Here is a 16,958-nt window from a genome sequence, read left to right as displayed (position 1 = left end):
GGAAGCGATGTTGCTCGAAGGCAGGAACGCGATCATCTACGGTGCGGCGGGCGGGATCGGGAGCGCGGTGGCACGCGGATTCGCCAGGGAGGGCGCGACCGTCCACCTCACCGGCCGCACCCTGAAGAAGCTCGACGCGCTGGCCGACGAAATCCGGGCGGCGGGCGGGAAAGCGGAAACGGCGGAATTCGACGCGCTGGACGAAGCCGCCATCGTCGAGCATGCCGCTTCGGTGGCTTCCACGGCGGGCAGCGTCGACATCTCGATGAACGTGATCACGCACAATGACGTCCAAGGCACTCCGCTGGTCGAAATGTCGGTGGAGGACCTGGAAAGCCCGGTCCGGACGGCGGTGCGGACGAACTTCCTGACCGCGCGGGCGGCCGCCCGGCACATGATCGAGCAGGGGTCCGGGGTGATCCTGATGTTCGGCGGCGACGGTGATCCGCTGCCGGGACATCACCTTGGTGGGCTCCAGGTCGCGTTCAGTGCGCTGGAGGCGTTGCGGTGAGGGCTGGCGTGCGAGCTCGGACCGCAGGGCATCCGTGTCGTGACCCTGCGCACCGGCGGGATTCCGGAGACGATCCCGGCGGACGCCGGGCTCGAAGACGCGATCCGTGACATGGTCGACGCGACGATGCTCAAGCGGACGGCGTCGCTCGAAGACGTCGCCCGGGTGGCCGCCTTCGCCGCATCGGACCACGCGCGCAGCATGACGGCGACTGCGCTGAATATCAGTTGCGGCACGATGGTCGACTGACCCGCGGCCGCCGTTAACACCGGCGAACGATCTCCCGACTACGCGGCACTACCAGGTGCTGGGGAGGTTGTTATGCCGAAGAGCGCAACGAAGCTGGGCATGGCACTGGCGATCGGACTTCTGGTCGCCGGAGCCTGCGGGGTGGAGACCGTGCCCACCGGGCGGGTCACGCCGGCGAGCAGTCGGATGTCGACGCCGGCGACCAGCACGTGGACACCGCCGACGACCACGACCACGGCGACGCCCACGCCGACACCTCAGCAGTTCGTTCCGACGACCACAGCCGCGGTCGAGGTACCGAAGCAGGTCGAGCCGAAACCGACGAAGACGCGTCCGAAGACCACGCAGGCGACGCCGAAGGCACCGAATCCGGCGGAATGCGGAAGCGACTACTACCGCAACACCGACGGTGTGTGCGTCCATCGGCCGGCGAGCGGCCCCGGCGCGGCCGACGGTGCGACCGCCCTCTGCAAGGACGGTTCGTACAGCTACAGCCAGAACCGCCGCGGCACCTGCTCCGGGCACGGCGGGGTCCGTACCTGGCTGTGATCCCGTCCGTTGTTCATTCACTGGGAAGGGTGGTGCTGTGTAAGGTCGGATCATGGGATGCGCATGGTGAAACCGGCCGGACGGGCACCTTCGCCCCGGATCTTCGTGGTCGTGCTTGCCACCTGCGGGCTGGTGGCCTCGTTCATGCAGACGCTCGTCGTCCCGCTCATCCCGGCGTTCCCCCGGCTGCTCGACACGACCCCGTCGGACGCGTCGTGGGTGGTGACGGCGACCCTCATCGCCGGAGCCGTGGTGATGCCGGTGAGCGGCAGGCTCGGCGACCTCTACGGCAAGCGCCGGTTGCTGCTGATCAGCCTGGGGTTCCTGGTCGCCGGTTCGGTGGTGTCGGCGCTGACGAGTTCGCTCGCGCTGATGGTCGTCGGCCGAGGGCTTCAGGGCTGCGCGATGGGCGCGATCCCGCTGGGGATCAGCATCATGCGCGACGAACTCGCACCGGAACGGGTCGGCGCCGCGATCTCGGTGATGAGTTCGACGCTCGGTGTCGGCGGTGCCATCGGGCTCCCGGTATCGGCGCTGGTCGCGCAGAACGCCGACTGGCACGTCCTCTTCTGGGCGTCGGCGGGGCTCGGGCTCGTTTGCGGGCTGCTGATCCTCTTCGTGGTGCCGGAGTCGCCGGTGAAGACGCCGGCGCCGTTCGACTACCTCGGTGCGGTGGGGCTGACCGTCGGCCTGGTCTGCCTGCTGTTGCCGATCGTCAAAGGCAGCGAATGGGGCTGGGGTAGCGGCCGCACGCTGGCCTTCGGCGGGAGCGCGGTGGTGATCCTTCTGGTCTGGGGCGCCTACCAGCTGCGGCGCCGGGATCCGCTCGTGGACCTGCGGGTCTCCGCGCGGCGCCCGGTGCTGTTCACCAACCTCGCGTCGATCATGATCGGTTTCGCGCTGTACTCGATGGCGTTGTCGTTCCCGCAGCTGCTGCAGGCGCCCGCGTCGACCGGCTACGGCCTCGGCCTGACGATGGTGCAGGCCGGACTCTGCCTCGCGCCGAACGGTCTGGTCATGTTCATGCTGTCGCCGGTTTCGGCCCGGCTCATCGAGCGCTACGGACCGCGTACGACGCTGATGGTCGGTGCCACCACCATCGCGACCGGGTATGTCTTCGCGACCATGTTGATGGACAACGCTCTCGAGCTGATCACGGCGTCGATCATCATCGGCGGTGGCGTGGGCATCGCTTACGCGGCCATGCCCGCGCTGATCATGGGCTCGGTCCCGGTCACCGAAACCGCGTCCGCGAACGGGCTGAACTCGCTGATGCGCTCCGTCGGCACGTCGACGTCCAGCGCGGTGATGGCGTCCATGCTCGCGTCGCTGGCGATCACCGTCGGCGGGGTTTCCGTCCCGTCCGCGGCCGGATTCCGGCTGAGCTTCGTGGTCGCCGCCGGTGCGGCGCTCCTGGGGCTCGTCTTGACCGTTTTCGTGCCGAAGCAACGTCAGCCCGAGCCGCTGGTCGCTTCGGTCCACTAGCGCGCCTTGCGTTGCGATGAAAGGATTTCATCGCAACGCAAGGGCACTCCGCTCAGAACAGGGTCGGGACGATCGCGTCGATCAGGTGCGGTCCCGGCTCGGCCAGCGCGCGCTGGAACTGCTCGGCCAGCTCCTCCGCGGTCGTCGCCCTGGTCGCCGGGACGCCCATGCCTTCGGCGATCTTGACGAAGTCCATGTCGGGCCGGGAAAGGTCGAGCAGTTCGTTCGCTTTGGGGCCGTTGGCGTCCGCGCCGACCCGCTGCAGCTCCAGCCGCAGGATCGCGTACGCGCGGTTGTTCAGCAGGACCGTGGTGACGTTGAGATTCTCCCGGGCCTGCGTCCACAACGCCGAAATCGTGTACAGCGCGCTGCCGTCGGACTGCAGGTTGATCACCGGCCGGTCCGGCGCGGCGACGGCGGCGCCGGTCGCGACGGGCATGCCGTAGCCGATCGCGCCGCCGGTCAGGGTCAGCACGTCGTGCCGGGGCGCACCCGCGGTCGCGGCGGGCAGCAACAGCCCGGACGTGTTCGCTTCGTCGGCGATGATCGCGCGTTCCGGCAGCAGCGCGCCGATCACCTCGACCCAGTTCTGCGGGGTCAGCGGCCCGGAAGGCAGGGCGGGCCGGGCGGCCTCCTGCAGTACGGGCTCGGTCTCGGCCGCGACCAGTTCCGCCACGTCGGTCAGAGCCCGCGGCACGTCCTGCGCGACATCGGCGAGCACATGGACCTGTGCGCCTTCGGGCACCAGATTGCTCGCCTTGCCGGGGTAGGCGAAGAACGAAACAGGTGCCTTCGTGCCGGCGACGATCACGTGCTTGATCCCGTCGAGCTGGTACGCGACCTGCTCGGCGAGATAGCCCAGCCGCTCGATCGTCGGCAGGCCTTCGCCGCGTTCGAGCCGGGCGGGGAAGGTCTCGACGAACGTCTTCACCCCGGTCGCGGCCGCGATCCGGCTGGTCGCGCGCAGTCCGGCCTCGCGACAACCGCTGCCACCGACGAGCAGGGCGACCGGTTCACCACTGGTCAGCACTTCGGCGATGTTCTTCACCGTCGTCGCGTCGACGACCTGCGGGATCCGAGGCGGGATGGGCGCGCAGGTTTCGCCGCCCTCGCCCCAGGACGCGTCGGCAGGGAGGATCAGGGTCGCCACCTGTCCGGGGGCGTCTTGGGAGGCCGCGACCGCCGCGGCGGCATCGGCGCCGACGTCCTTCGTGTGCTCCGAGCGGCGGACCCAGCCTTCGAGCGAACCGGCGACCGCCTCGATGTCCGATTCGAGCGGGGCGTCGTACTGCTTGTGGTAGGTCGCGTGGTCGCCGATCACGTTGACGATCGGAGTGTGGGCGCGGCGCGCGTTGTGCAGGTTCGCCAGCCCGTTCCCGAGTCCGGGGCCGAGGTGCAGCAGCGTCGCGGCCGGCTTGTCGGCGATGCGCGCGTATCCGTCCGCGGCGCCGGTGACGACGCCTTCGAACAGGCCGAGCACGCCGCGCATCTCGGGCACGGAGTCGAGCGCGGCCACGAAGTGCATCTCCGAGGTGCCCGGATTCGAGAAGCACACGTCGACGCCCGCGTCGACGAGCGTGCGGATCAGGGACTGGGCGCCGTTCATCTCACTCACTTTTCAAGCCCTCTCAGCGAAAAGAACGCCGGGGTTGAGGATCCCGGCCGGGTCGAAGCTTTCCTTGATCCGGCGCATCAGCGCGATCTTCGCCGGGTCCTCCAGGTCGAGGAAGTAGCCGGCCTTGGCCCTTCCGAGGCCGTGTTCGCCGGAGATCGCGCCGCCGAGTTCCATGCCGAGCGCGAAGATGTCGGTCAGCAGCTGTTTCCGTTTGTCCGCGTCCTTGCAGAAGATGGCGAGGTGGACGTTGCCGTCGCCGGCATGGCCGCAGCCGAGCGCGCCCGCCTCGCGCGACAACGCCATTTCCCTCGCCTTGCGCAGGAACTCGGGCATGGCGGACCTCGGGACCACCACGTCGATGACGTCGTCGGCGCCGGCCGCCTTGGCCGTCCAGAACGCCTTTTCGCGTGCCTCGATGAGCTTGCGCGCCGAAGGGCCTTCGAGCACGTACACGTCCATCGCGCCGAGGTCTCCCAACAGCCCGCCGAGCTCCTCGATGTCGGAGTGCAGCCGGTCGCTGTCGCGGTTTTCCAGCGCCACCACCAGATAGGCCTGCGCGGTGTCCCGGATCGAGTCCGGCACGCCGAGGCTGAGTTTCTCGTTGTAGCTGATCGCGGCGAGCGTCAGGTTGTCGATGTACTCGAGGATGTGCGGCGCGAGCCCGCTGGAGATGATCTTCGGGACGACGGTCATCACCTCGTCGAAGGTCTCGAACGGGGCGAACACCGTGGCACCGTGCGGCAGGCGCGGGTACAGCTTCACGATGACCTCGGTGGCGATCGCGAGGGTGCCTTCGGAGCCGATGATCAGCTGGGTCAGGTCGTATCCCGTCGACACCTTCGAGGTCTTGCCGCCGGTCCGGATGATCTCACCGGTCGGCAGCACGGCCTGCAGGCCGACCACGTTGTGCCGCGTGACGCCGTATTTGACCGCACGCATGCCGCCCGCGTTGGTGCCGACGTTGCCGCCGACACTCGCGCTCAGTTCCCCGGGGTAGACGGTGTAGCCGAGTCCGGCTTCCGTGGTCTTTTCGTCCAAATCGGACAGTGTGACGCCGGGCTGAACGACGGCGACGTGGTTTTCGGTGTCGATCTCAAGCACGGCGTTCATCCGCTCGAAAGAGATCACCAGGCCGTCTTCGCGAGGCCGCGCGGCACCCGAAAGGCCGGTGCCCGAACCGCGCGCGGTGACCGGCACGCCGTGTTCGCCTGCCGCCTTCAGCAGCTCCGCGACCTCTTCGGTGCTTCCTGGTTTCGCCAGGTAGGCGGGCCTCTGCGCCGAGGTGGTCAGCGCCTCGTCGTGTGCGTAGTCCTCGGGGATCGCCTCGCCTGACAGCAAGTTCGCGTCCCCGACGATCTTGGCGAACCGTGCCGCAACATCGCCCATCGACTGCCCTTCCTCACGCTTCTTTGCCTGGTTACCGAAGCGTAGTACGTCGTGGGCGGGGATGGCCATGAATCATTTTCATGTTTGCTTCCGCTGGTCACAACCTCACGACAACCTCACTCGGTTACCCATGTCGCAGCGGGCCACGGCGGCCCGTCGGAAGGGGAGGACGCTCGATGGGATCAAGGATGAGGCGGATCGCGGCGCTGGGGGCGTCGCTCGCGATCGTGTTCGGGCTCGCGGTGCCGGTGGCCGAAGGCGGGGAAGCGGGCTGCACCGTGCCCGTGGTGAACGTCAGCGGCGTCAGCCAGGCCGAAGGGACAAGCGCCGGGTACACCACCCTTCTGTTCACCGTTTCACTCGCCGACGGCGGTTGCGCACCGCAGGGCTCGGTCGAGTACCGGACGATCGAGGGCAACGGCTCGCCGGTCGATTCGGCCTTCGTCGCGAAGGAGAGCGTCGATTATCTGCCGCGCGCGGGCACGCTGACCTGGGCCGGGCGGGCGGACACGCAGACGGTCGCGGTCAAGGTCCGCGCCGATTCCTTCGTCGAGAACGACGAGATGTTCTCGCTGCACCTCTACGGCGGGAAAGGCCTGCGGATCGGGCACAGCGTCGGCGTCGCCTGGGTGGCCGACGACGACAAGGTCAAGACCGTGCCGCTGGCCACCACCCAGGAAGGCGAGATCTGCTGGTCGATCCCGCCCAACTTCGCGCAGGCCGCCACCTGCAAGGTGCCGCTCGTGCTTTCCCGGCCGTGGCTCGCGGGACCGCTCACGATCCGCTATCGCACCGAAGGCTCCGCCCACGAGCCGGTGAAGGACGGTGTGGTCACCTTCCAGCGTGGTGAGACCAGGGGATACGCCGAGCTCGCGGTCGTGCCCGGGCAAACGGGGAAGGCGCGGGTCGAGTTCTTCGAGCCGTCGCAGGGCAGGCTCGTGTACGCGACCTCGACCGTGGTGATCAGCCCCGCCGGGTGACGAGGTCGGCGTCGGCCGTCGCGTTCGCCCGCCGGTACAGCTCGATCGCTCGAGCCCAGTGGGCGGCCGCGGCGGCCGTGTCCCCGCACCGTGTCTCCAGGTCGCCGAGGTCGCGGTGCAGATGAGCCTCCTCGTACGGATCAGGGACGCCCGCCCGGACCGCGATGCCGCGTTCGAGGCTTTCCCGCGCCGCCGCCAGATCGCCGAGCCCCAGATGGGCACGGCCGAGCCGGTCGAGCGCGGCCGCCTCGCTGTGCCGGTTCCCGACGTCCCGGCTGATCAGCAGCGCCTGGTCGAAGTCGTTCCGCGCGGCCCGGAAGTCCTTGCGGGCGAGGTGGACCTGGCCGGCGTGCAGCAGCGACTCCCACTCCTGCCAGCGGTCGCCGATCGCCCTGGACGCGGCCAGCGCCTTGCCGAGGTGGTCCAGCGCAACGTCGTGATCGCCGAGTTCCTCGTAGGCCTCGCCGAGCGTGTCCAGGGTGGCCGCTTCCAGCCGGGCGTTGCCGAGTTCGCGGAACGTCTCCAGCGCGGCCGTCAGGGGGCTGAGGCCGTCCATCGGCTGGCCGCGGCGAATATAGGCGTGGCCGAGGTTGCGCTGGGACAGGGCACGCCCGAGCCTGTTGCCCGCCGAGGTACATCGCTCCACGGCCAGCTGGTACGCGGTGATCGCCTCGTCGAACCGGCGAAGCGCGGCGTAGGCGTTCGCGGTGTTGTTGTAGATGTGCCCTTCGCCTTCGAGATCACCCGCCGCGCGGGCGGCCTTCAGCGCACGGGCGTTGGTTTCGAGCGCGTCCGTCAGCCTGCGGGTCATGAAGTAGGCCGCGCCCAGCGCACGCAGCATTTCCGCCTCCGCCAACGGATCGTCGAGCTCGACGGCCGCCGCGGCGCCCTCGCGGCAGAGCCCGATCCGCTCGTTCCAGCCGCCGGTGGTGTCGTAGAAACTGGTGAGCAGGTAGGTCAGCTGCCAAGCGGCGGTGTTGCGGCCGTGTTCGCGGGCGAACCGCACCACGGGCAGCAGATTCGCCCGCTCGGCCCCCAGGAACGCCAGCGCCGCGCGTCTTTCCGCCGGGAACGGCAGCCCGGGTGCCGGATGCCGCAACGCCAGGGTGACCAGATCGCGGTTCGGGTCGATGATCCGGTTCGCCTCGGCGGCGACGTGCAGGTACCAGTCGATCAGCCGGTCCGCCGCCTCGGCGCGGCTCGACGTCGTTTCGTCGGTGCGGGCGCACGCGACGGCGAACTCGCGGATCAGATCGTGGAGACGGTAGCGGTCCGGGCCGGCAGGGGTGATCAGGTGCGCCGCGGACAACTCGGCGGCCGCGGCCCGGCCCGCTTCGGCTGGCACCCCGCACAGCGCGCCGCCGAGCGCCACGCTGAACGATGTGCCAGGGATCAGCCCGGACAGCCGGAACAGCCGGGCCGAAGCACGCTCCAGCGGCAGGTAGGCACTCGCGAGGACGGTTTTGACGGTCCGGGAATCCCCTTGTACCGCAAGGGTTTCCAATCGTCCGGCGCCGGTCAGCTCACGGGTGAGCTCCGCGATCGGACGGCTCGGCTCGCCGGTCAGGCGCGCGGCGGCGATCCGCAACGCCAACGGCATCCCGTCGCACAGCCTGGCCAGCCGCGCGGCCTGCCCGGGTTCGCGGGCGACGCGATCGGCACCCAGAACCCGGGTGAGCAGGGTCATCGATTCCGGATCGGCCAGCGCGTCGAGGGCGAACACCCGCACGGCGTGCCTGCTGCCGAGCGCCGCCAGCGTCTGCCTGCTCGTGACGATCAGCATCGTCTTCGCCGTGCCGGGAACGAGCGGAAGGATCTGCTCGACGCCGCCCGCGTTGTCGGCGACGATCACGCAACGCCTGCCGTGCAGCAATGAGCGGTAGAGCGCCGCGCGTTCGGCCGTCGCGTCGGGCAGCCGGTCGTCAGGAAGGCCGAGCCCGCGCGACAGATGCGCGAGCGCGTCGCCCGGCGAGACCGCCTCGTGCGGGTCGTGCCCGGCCAGATCGAGGAAGAGCTGACCGTCGGGGAAGCGGTCCGCGATGCGGTGCGCCCACTGCACGGCGAGCGCGGACTTCCCCATCCCCGCCGCCCCGGAGATCACCACGACCGGCGGCTCGGCCTCGTCGAGAAGCTCGTCGAGTGAAGCGAGCTCCTGCTGCCGCCCGGTGAAGTGCCCGACACGGGCGGGGAGCTGTGCGGGCGCGGTGCCCCGGGCGGGTGCGTCGAGTTCGGGCGCGCGTCGCAGAATCGACGTGTGCAGTTCGACCAGTTCCGGTCCGGGATCCACGCCGAACTCGTCGGCCAGTCCTCTGCGTACGGCCTGGAACGTCTCCAGCGCCTCGGCATGCCTTCCGCAGCGATGCAGGGCGAGCATGTGCAGTGCTGCGAGCCGTTCGCGGTACGGCTGTTCGGCCCGGAGCCGCGGAAGTTCCCGGAGGACCTCCTCGTGTTCACCGAGCCGGAGCTCTGCGTCCCAAAGTTCTTCCCAGGCGGACAGCCGTAGCTCTTGCAGCCGCTCGACCTCGCGCAGGCCCCAGCCGTCGAGTTCGGCGTCCGCGAAGGCCTCGCCGCGCCAGAGCCGCAACGCCTCACGCAGCGCCGTCACCGCCTGACCGGGATTACTCCGCTTGGCGGCACGAAGTTCTTCTTCGAAGCGGAGAGCGTCGACAGAGGACTGTGCGATCGTCAGGACGTACCCGGGTTTGCGCGTCTGCAGGACCAGCGGGAATCCGCAGTCCTCCAGTGCCTGCCGGATCCGGGCGACATGGCTGTGCAGGGTCTTCACCGCGGTGCGCGGCGGATCCTCACCCCAGAGCACATCGACCAGCCGGGGGATCGGGACGACCGAGCCCGCGTGCAGGGCGAGAACGCCGAGCACGGCTCGCTGGCGGGCGCCGTGCAACTCCGCCCGCCCGGTGGGGCCGATCGCTTCGACCGGGCCCAGCACCCGCAGTTCCCCTGGCCCGGGCACCCTGCTCCCTCCGGCATGTGACCTCGGTGAGCGTATCCGGCCGAAGACCCACCGAAATCGGCCGATTAGGGCACACGATCTCGACAACCGCGCCACAACCGGTGTGGCCGACGGTCGACGGGTCGAACGTTTCGCCCAAGGAGGGGAACATGATCAGCAGGAATCCGCGGCGCAGGCGAACACTGCTCGCCTCGGCCGTCTTGGCCGCCGCGACACTGTTCGCGGGGGTCGCGCCGGCGGTGCAGGCCGCCCCGGCGGACCGGAGCGACGTCTTCATCCGCGACAACACGGCCGATGTCGGGTTCGAACCCTCGACCGGTTCGCTCTACTCCAGCCCCGACATCCGGGTGTGCAAGGGACAGATCCCTTGCGTCACCGACGCGCCGGTCGTCGCTGGAGAAACCGTCTACATCCACGTCAACCTGAACAACCCTGGTCCGTACGGGGACAAGCTCGAGAAGGGGACACTGCAGGTCTACTACACGAGCCAAGGCACCGTGGCCCAATGGCCGAGCCAGTGGAACTACATCGGTTCGCTTTCCAATGTGAGCGTTCCCTACGGCACCAAGACGGTCGTCATCCCGTGGAAGGTCCCGCTCGGCTCGCACTTCTGCCTGCTGGCACGGTGGCTTTCGCCGACCGATCTGCCGACCGAAGGCCTGAGTACGTCGGCGAACGCACGGAACAACAACAACATCGGCTGGCACAACGTGAACGTCCTGCCGTTCCGGATCAAGATCCCCGAGTACCGGCCGATCGTGTTCGGCTGGGACGGTCCCGACCCCACCGCGGTCGGCGACATCGTCTTCACCCAGCCGGGCAGGCCGTTCACCGGCCCGGGACGGATCACCATCGATCTCGGCCCCGACCTCGCCGCGCGCTGGCGGGCCGCCGGCGCGAAGGGTGAAGGTGTCGCACGGATCGGCGAGACCGAGCTGGCCATCGTCGATCCGCAGAGAGCCCGGATCAGCGGTTTGACGTTCAAGTCCGGCGAACAGGTGGGCGCCAGACTGAGTTTCACCGCGGGAGCGGAGGCGGCAGGGGGACAGCAGTACACCGTCAACGTGACCCAGGTCGACCAGCGCGGCGAAGAGGTCGGTGGCGTCGAGTACCGGCTCTCCGAAGCGCGACAGTAAGCCAGGGAGGGGTGCCGGCCCGTGGGCGGTGAGGGTGGAAACCCGCACCGCCCACGGGTTCACGCGCGGGCGAACGAAAGCGTCTCGCCCTCGACACCGCGCAGCCAGAGATCCTGCGCGGCTTCCGCCATCTCGGCCAGCCCCTCTTCGATCGTCGCGAACACGTTGCCGGGCACCCAGCCCGCGTCGCCGTTGATCAGCAGGTTGTTGCGGCCGTAGAAGATCGCGAGATCCGTCGCGCCCTGATCGCTGTGCGCCTCACTGCCCTCGTCGTAGCCGTACGCCGGGTTGCCGATCTCCCAAGCCTCGAAGCCGAAGTACACGACGTCCCCCGGAATCGGGGTCACCGTGGGGTTTTCGCGGCCCGGTTTCGGCTCGGCGAAGGGCGGCACGAGCGTGTAGACCTCGTTGCGCGCGTACTTCGCGTGGTATGCCGAACCACTCTGCGGCAACGCGTCCCACACCGCGCGGCAGGTTCGCGGGGCTTCGGCGTCGAGCAGCCGGGCACGGCAGGAGACCCCGCGCTTGTCCAGGGTGATCGTGATGTACCGGGCCATCACTCGACCCCCGCCACGACGTCGCCCCAGATCCGCAGCGCCTCGTCGACCTGTTCGGAGTCGACGATCAGCGGCGGCACCATCCGGACGACGTTCATGTACGCCCCGCAGGTCAGCAGAAGCAACCCGTTGGAGGACGCGGCTTTCTGTGCCGCCTGGGCCTTCGCCGTGTCCGGCTCGCCATCCGGCGTGGTGAATTCGGATCCGACCAGCAGCCCCAGCCCGCGTACGTCACCGATCGACGGCGACTTGTCCGCGATCACCCGCACGCCTTCCAGGAGCTGACGTCCTCGTTCGGCGGCGTTCTCGACCAGACCTTCGCGCTGGATCACCTCGAGTGTGGCGATCGCCGCGGCGCAGGCCACCGCGTTGCCGCCGTAGGTCCCGCCCTGGGAACCGGGGAGTGCCTTCGCCATCAGCTCCTCCGACGCGGCGATGCCCGAGATCGGGAAGCCGCTCGCGAGCCCCTTCGCGATGAGCACGATGTCCGGGCGTACCCCGAAGTGCTCGTGCCCCCAGAACCGCCCCGTCCGGCCGAAGCCGGTCTGGATCTCGTCCATCACCAGCAGGATCCCGTGCTTGTCGGCGCGTTCCCGCAACCCGGCGAGGAACTCGGCGTTCGCCGGGACGTACCCGCCTTCGCCGAGCACTGGCTCGATGAAGAACGCCGCCGTCTCGTTCGGCGCGCAGACCGTCGCGAACAGGTAGTCGAGCTCGCGCAGGGCGAACTTCGTCGCCGTCTCCTCGTCCCAGCCGTAGTGGAAGGCGTACGGGAAGGGCGCGACGTGCACGCCGGACATGAGCGGCGAGATCCCGGCGCTGAACCGGGTGCCCGACGTCGTCATCGTCGCCGCCGCGACGGTCCGGCCGTGGAACCCGCCCTGGAAGACGATGACGTTGGGCCGCTTGGTCGCCTGCCGTGACAGCCGGAGCGCCGCCTCGACCGCCTCGCTGCCGGAGTTCGCGTAGAAGAGTGAGTCCAGGCCCTCCGGCAAGACACCGCCCAGCTTCTCGGTCAGCTCCAGCATCGGCTTGTGCATGACCGTCGTGTACTGCCCGTGGATGAGTTTGCCGATCTGCTCCTGCGCCGCGCTCACCACGTGCGGATGACAGTGGCCGGTGCTGGTCACGCCGATACCGGCGGTGAAATCCAGGTGACGTTTGCCATCGGTGCCGTAGAGGTAAACCCCTTCACCGTGGTCGACCACGACCGGCGTTGCCTGCTTGAGCAGCGGTGATAGCTGGGCCATGGGCTGCGCTCCTAGGTCGGCTGAGCTGTTGTCGATTGTTGACAATATCCATAGCATGGCGTTCGGGACAACATGGAGGAGCGTTGGGATGAGCTCGATCAGTGAGGCCGGCGTGGTCACGTCGGTCGGCAAGGAACTGTTCATCGGCGGCAAGTGGGTGCCCGCAGCGGACGGGAAGACCTTCCCCGTTCTCGACCCCTCGACGGGTGAAGCCCTGTGCGAGGTGGCCGACGCGTCACCGGCGGACGGTGTCAGCGCACTCGACGCGGCCGTCGCCGCGCAGGCCGACTGGGCGAACGTCGCCCCGCGTGAACGCGGTGAGATCCTGCGCCGCGCCTACGAACTGCTGATCAAGCGCGCCGACGAACTCGCACTGCTGATGACCCTCGAGATGGGCAAGCCGCTCGCGGAGTCGAAGGGCGAGATCACCTATGCGGCCGAGTTCTTCCGCTGGTTCGCGGAGGAAGCCGTCCGGATCGACGGTGGTTACGCCGTCGCTCCCAACGGGACAGGCCGGTTCCTCGTGACCAAGCAGCCGGTCGGTCCGTGTCTGCTGATCACGCCGTGGAACTTCCCCATGGCGATGGGCACCCGCAAGATCGGGCCCGCGGTGGCGGCAGGCTGCACGATGGTCATCAAGCCCGCTGCTCAAACCCCCCTTTCGATGTTGGCCCTCGCGGCCATCCTCGCCGAAGCGGGATTGCCCGAAGGCGTGCTGAACGTGCTGACGACGTCGGACTCCGGCGGCGTGATGGAGCCGTTGATCCGGGACGGCCGCGCCCGGAAGCTGTCCTTCACCGGCTCGACCGGCGTCGGCCGGAAGCTGCTGGAACAGTGCGCGGACAAGGTGCTCCGCACTTCGATGGAACTCGGCGGCAACGCCCCCTTCCTCGTATTCGAAGACGCCGACCTCGACGCGGCGGTCGAAGGCGCGATGACCGCGAAGATGCGCAACATCGGTGAGGCCTGCACGGCCGCGAACCGCTTCTATGTCCAGCGGGGCATTGTCGACGAGTTCTCCCGGCGCCTCACCGAGCGTATGGAGGCCCTGCCCATGGGGCGTGGCACCGAGGAGGGTGTCGTCGTCGGCCCTCTCATCGACGAAGCCGCCGTCGAGAAGGTCAGCGGCCTGGTCTCCGACGCCACCGAGCGAGGAGCGCGCGTCCTCACCGGTGGGTCCACTGTGGACGGCCCGGGTAACTTCTATCAGGCCACGGTGCTTACCGACGTTCCGAAGGACGCCAGGCTCGCTTCGGAAGAGATCTTCGGGCCGGTCGCCCCGATCACTCCGTTCGACAGCGAGGACGAGGCCATCGCGGCGGCGAACGACACCGAATTCGGTCTCGTGTCCTATGTGTACACCTCCGATCTCAAGCGGGCTCTGCGGGTTTCGGAACGGCTGGAGGCCGGCATGATCGGCCTCAACCAAGGGCTGGTCTCGAATCCGGCGGCGCCGTTCGGCGGGATCAAGCAATCCGGACTCGGCCGCGAGGGCGGCACCGTCGGCATCGACGAGTTCCTCGAGACCAAGTACATCGCGGTGGCTCTGTGACTTCTTCGTATCGGATCGCGAGTATCCCCGGCGACGGGATCGGTGTCGACGTGACGGTCGAGGCCCGCAAGGTCCTCGACCGCGCGGCGGCATCGCACGATTTCTCCTTGTCCTGGACGGAGTTCGACTGGAGTTGTGAGCGGTACACCAAGACCGGCTCGATGATGCCGGACGACGGTATCGAGCAACTCTCCCGGTTCGACGGGATCTTTCTCGGTGCCGTGGGCTTTCCCGGTGTCCCGGATCATGTTTCGTTGTGGGGCCTCCTCATCCCGGTTCGGCGTGCGTTCGGTCAGTACGTCAACCTCCGGCCGGTCCGGCTGCTGCCGGGGACGACGTCGGCATTGGCCGGCCGGAGCGCCGACGAACTGGAGATGGTGATCGTCCGGGAGAACTCCGAGGGCGAGTACTCGGAGCTCGGTGGCAGGCACAATCGCGGTCTGGGCAACGAGTTCGTCTTACAGGAGTCCGTGTTCACGCGGGTCGGGGTGGAGCGGATCATCCGCTATGCCTTCGAGTTGGCGAAGACGCGGACGGGGCGGGTCTGCTCGGCGACCAAATCCAACGGGCTCATTCACTCGATGCCGTTCTGGGACGAGATCTTCGCCGAGGTCTCTTCGGAGTATCCGGACGTGCACGCCGAACAATGCCATGTCGACGCGCTCGCCGCGCGGATGGTGCAGGCGCCGGACCGGCTCGACGTCGTGGTCGCTTCCAATCTGTTCGGCGACATCCTGAGCGACCTGGCGGCGGCCGTGACGGGTGGGCTCGGGATGGCGCCTTCGGGCAATATCAATCCGACCGGTGAGCTTCCTTCCATGTTCGAGGCGGTGCACGGCAGCGCTCCCGACATCGCCGGACAGGGCATCGCGAATCCGGTGGCGCAGATCCTGGCGGGGGCGATGCTGCTCGAACATCTCGGGGAAACCGTTGCGGCACAAGATGTACGCGCGGCCGTGGAAAAGGTTCTCGAGGAGGGGACCGTGCAGACCCCAGACCTCGGCGGGAAGTCCACCACCGCCGAACTCGGGTCCGCGGTGGTCGCCGCTCTATCTTGAACCATCCTCCTGGTGGCGTGTCAAGTCCCGGATGTCATGAATGGTCCATTCACGATTTCGGTTAGTACGTTAAGGCCCCTTCGCTGCGTTTAACGCAAGGAAGGGGCCTTCACGGTCTAGATGTCGAGCGGGTTGGATTCACTTCGCAGGGCATGTAGTGCACGACAGGCCGCTGAAGGTTGCGAAAGCCACTTTCCCAACCTTCAGTGTTGCGAAAGTGGCTTTCGCAACACATCACGTTCGCCGTACCCCTCGATAGTGCCGACCCCCGCCGCGGCCCCGGCCGTTGAACTCCGCAGGTTCTTCCTTCTCGGCAATCAGCATATTTTCTCAAGACGAAAAACGTTGCCACTAAAGGGAATCTCGGCGCGAAGTCCAGTATGAAAGCCCGTTCGCCGCCCGTGCGCCGATCCGGGGTGTGGGTTTTTGTCGGTGCCGCGGTGCACAGTGTCGATCATCGGATTCGACGACTGGAGGAGTGCCGATGTGCTGGCATTGCGACAACCCCGGAAAGACCCGCGACGACTACCTCGTCGAGGAGGTCCGTCCCCTGATCCGCAAGTACGGCTGGATGGTGCAGACGGTCGAGCGCGGAATCGTCCAACCGGGCTTCGCGTACACGGTCGGGCTCACCGACGCCGGGCTTCCGGAGCTCGTCGTCACCGGCCTGAGAGAACGAAGATCCGGCCAGCTGCTGAATTATTTCGCCCAGCAGGTGGTCCGGTCGGGGCCGCCGGAGCCGGGAGAGGTACTGCCCGCGGAGGTGGGTTGGCCGTCGTTGGAGGTCGTCCCGCTCAGTTCTCCGTCGGCGCACCTGCTCACCGCTGTTCTGCTGTACGGCGAGAACTTCCGGGCCCTGCAACTGGTCTACGAGGACGAGCACGGCAATTGGCCGTGGGACAGGGAGTTCCGTGGCGGGACCGGTGGGCAACCGGTGCTGGGGGCGCGGGGCCGTGGCTGACTCTTTAAGGCACAGCGGGAGCTTCGCCCTCCCGCAGGCTGGTTCCCGGGGCCAGCCGTTGGACGGCGTCCTCCATATGGGCCTCCAGCAGCGAAAGCGCGGTCTCTTCGTCGCCCGCCCGCAGGGCCTCGATGATGCTGGTGTGCTCGGTGACCCGTTCTTCGACCTGCTGATAGGTCCCCTGCAGCGCGGTGAGGCACATCCTGGTCTCGATCAACAGGGTCCGCGCCATGCGCACGAGCCGTTTGCTGCCGGAGGCGGCGATTAGCGCCTCGTGGAAACGGAGGTCCGCCCAGGAGAGCGCGGTCGGGTCGTCCTCGTCCGCGGCGGCGGCCATGGCGCGCACGGCCTCCTCGAGTTCGGTGGCGACCCGTTCCCGGTCCCCGCGCAAGGCGCGCAGCATCGCGGCTCGTTCGATGGCCGAGCGTGCCGAGTAGATGTCGTAGACGTCGCCGGGTTCGAGGTCGATCACGAACAGTCCGCGGTGCCGCTCGCTGCGCAGGAGCCCTTCGGACACGAGATGCTGCATCGCCTCGCGCAGCGGTCCCCGCGAAACCTGGAACCGGGAGGCCAGATCCGTTTCACCGAGCTGGGTGCCGGGTGGGAGGGCGCCGGTCATGATCGCGTCCCGCAACTGGCGCGCGATGATCCCGGCGGTCGATTCCCGGCTGACCGGCTCGATATCCGGCAAGGACATG

At 68.3% G+C, this 16,958-nt stretch carries 13 protein-coding genes and 1 pseudogene; 8 read left to right on the top strand and 6 right to left on the bottom strand.

From position 1 onward, the window contains the following. The first annotated feature begins 7 nt into the window (after nucleotides 1-7). The 3 genes and pseudogenes from AORI_RS82295 (at nucleotide 8) to AORI_RS74615 (ending at nucleotide 2,794) form a co-directional block, all read left to right on the top strand. Nucleotides 8-760: pseudogene (locus AORI_RS82295) on the top strand (SDR family NAD(P)-dependent oxidoreductase). A 72-nt stretch (nucleotides 761-832) separates the two neighbouring features. Beyond that, a complete protein-coding gene (locus AORI_RS74620; protein WP_016337005.1) occupies nucleotides 833-1,309 on the top strand; it encodes a DUF3761 domain-containing protein in 477 nt (158 codons plus the stop codon). A gap of 57 nt (nucleotides 1,310-1,366) precedes the next feature. Continuing rightward, complete coding sequence (locus AORI_RS74615) at nucleotides 1,367-2,794, top strand: MFS transporter (RefSeq protein WP_016337004.1); 1,428 nt, start codon at nucleotides 1,367-1,369, stop codon at nucleotides 2,792-2,794. Nucleotides 2,795-2,846: 52 nt separating this feature from the next. Here AORI_RS74615 and AORI_RS74610 read toward each other — a convergent pair whose 3' ends face one another. Beyond that, nucleotides 2,847-4,400 (bottom strand): acetolactate synthase large subunit, encoded by a 1,554-nt coding sequence (locus AORI_RS74610; RefSeq protein ID WP_016337003.1) that lies wholly within the window; start codon nucleotides 4,398-4,400, stop codon nucleotides 2,847-2,849. Nucleotides 4,401-4,412: 12 nt separating this feature from the next. After that, nucleotides 4,413-5,795, bottom strand: coding sequence for an FAD-binding oxidoreductase (locus tag AORI_RS74605; protein WP_016337002.1), 1,383 nt, complete (start codon nucleotides 5,793-5,795; stop codon nucleotides 4,413-4,415). 188 nt (nucleotides 5,796-5,983) lie between these two features. On the opposite strand from AORI_RS74605, the gene AORI_RS74600 reads away from it, so the two are divergent. Beyond that, nucleotides 5,984-6,775: a Calx-beta domain-containing protein gene (locus tag AORI_RS74600; RefSeq protein WP_016337001.1), complete on the top strand. Its 792-nt coding sequence runs from the start codon at nucleotides 5,984-5,986 to the stop codon at nucleotides 6,773-6,775. Here AORI_RS74600 and AORI_RS74595 read toward each other — a convergent pair. Further along, the gene (locus AORI_RS74595; RefSeq protein WP_228688241.1) at nucleotides 6,759-9,746 is read right to left on the bottom strand and encodes a BTAD domain-containing putative transcriptional regulator; all 2,988 of its coding nucleotides are present in this window, start codon (nucleotides 9,744-9,746) and stop codon (nucleotides 6,759-6,761) included. The genes AORI_RS74600 and AORI_RS74595 overlap by 17 nt on opposite strands. A 149-nt stretch (nucleotides 9,747-9,895) precedes the next feature. On the opposite strand from AORI_RS74595, the gene AORI_RS74590 reads away from it, so the two are divergent. Next, entirely contained in the window at nucleotides 9,896-10,882 is a 987-nt protein-coding gene (locus tag AORI_RS74590) for a hypothetical protein (RefSeq protein WP_043849158.1), read from the top strand. Nucleotides 10,883-10,941: 59 nt separating this feature from the next. Here the strand turns inward: AORI_RS74590 and AORI_RS74585 are convergent, their stop codons facing one another. Beyond that, nucleotides 10,942-11,439 carry a DUF3830 family protein gene (locus AORI_RS74585; protein ID WP_007033814.1) on the bottom strand — a complete coding sequence of 166 codons (498 nt, stop codon included), beginning with the start codon at nucleotides 11,437-11,439 and terminating at the stop codon, nucleotides 10,942-10,944. Beyond that, entirely contained in the window at nucleotides 11,439-12,689 is a 1,251-nt protein-coding gene (locus AORI_RS74580) for an aspartate aminotransferase family protein (RefSeq protein WP_016336998.1), read from the bottom strand. Before AORI_RS74580 ends, AORI_RS74585 begins: the two co-directional genes overlap by 1 nt. Before the next feature lie 88 nt (nucleotides 12,690-12,777). On the opposite strand from AORI_RS74580, the gene AORI_RS74575 reads away from it, so the two are divergent. The 3 genes from AORI_RS74575 to AORI_RS74565 all read left to right on the top strand — a co-directional run bounded on the left by AORI_RS74575 (nucleotide 12,778) and on the right by AORI_RS74565 (nucleotide 16,260). Continuing rightward, a complete protein-coding gene (locus tag AORI_RS74575) occupies nucleotides 12,778-14,241 on the top strand; it encodes an NAD-dependent succinate-semialdehyde dehydrogenase (RefSeq protein WP_016336997.1) in 1,464 nt (487 codons plus the stop codon). Beyond that, a complete protein-coding gene (locus AORI_RS74570; protein ID WP_016336996.1) occupies nucleotides 14,238-15,299 on the top strand; it encodes a tartrate dehydrogenase in 1,062 nt (353 codons plus the stop codon). Before AORI_RS74575 ends, AORI_RS74570 begins: the two co-directional genes overlap by 4 nt. 484 nt (nucleotides 15,300-15,783) lie before the next feature. Beyond that, complete coding sequence (locus tag AORI_RS74565; RefSeq protein WP_016336995.1) at nucleotides 15,784-16,260, top strand: DUF4262 domain-containing protein; 477 nt, start codon at nucleotides 15,784-15,786, stop codon at nucleotides 16,258-16,260. A gap of 4 nt (nucleotides 16,261-16,264) precedes the next feature. Here the strand turns inward: AORI_RS74565 and AORI_RS74560 are convergent, their stop codons facing one another. Continuing rightward, the gene (locus AORI_RS74560; protein WP_016336994.1) at nucleotides 16,265-16,957 is read right to left on the bottom strand and encodes a GntR family transcriptional regulator; all 693 of its coding nucleotides are present in this window, start codon (nucleotides 16,955-16,957) and stop codon (nucleotides 16,265-16,267) included. Nucleotide 16,958: the final 1 nt, after the last annotated feature.

Source organism: Amycolatopsis keratiniphila (assembly GCF_000400635.2).
Taxonomy (GTDB): Bacteria; Actinomycetota; Actinomycetes; order Mycobacteriales; family Pseudonocardiaceae; genus Amycolatopsis; species Amycolatopsis keratiniphila.
This window is presented reverse-complemented; position numbering and strand designations above follow the sequence as displayed.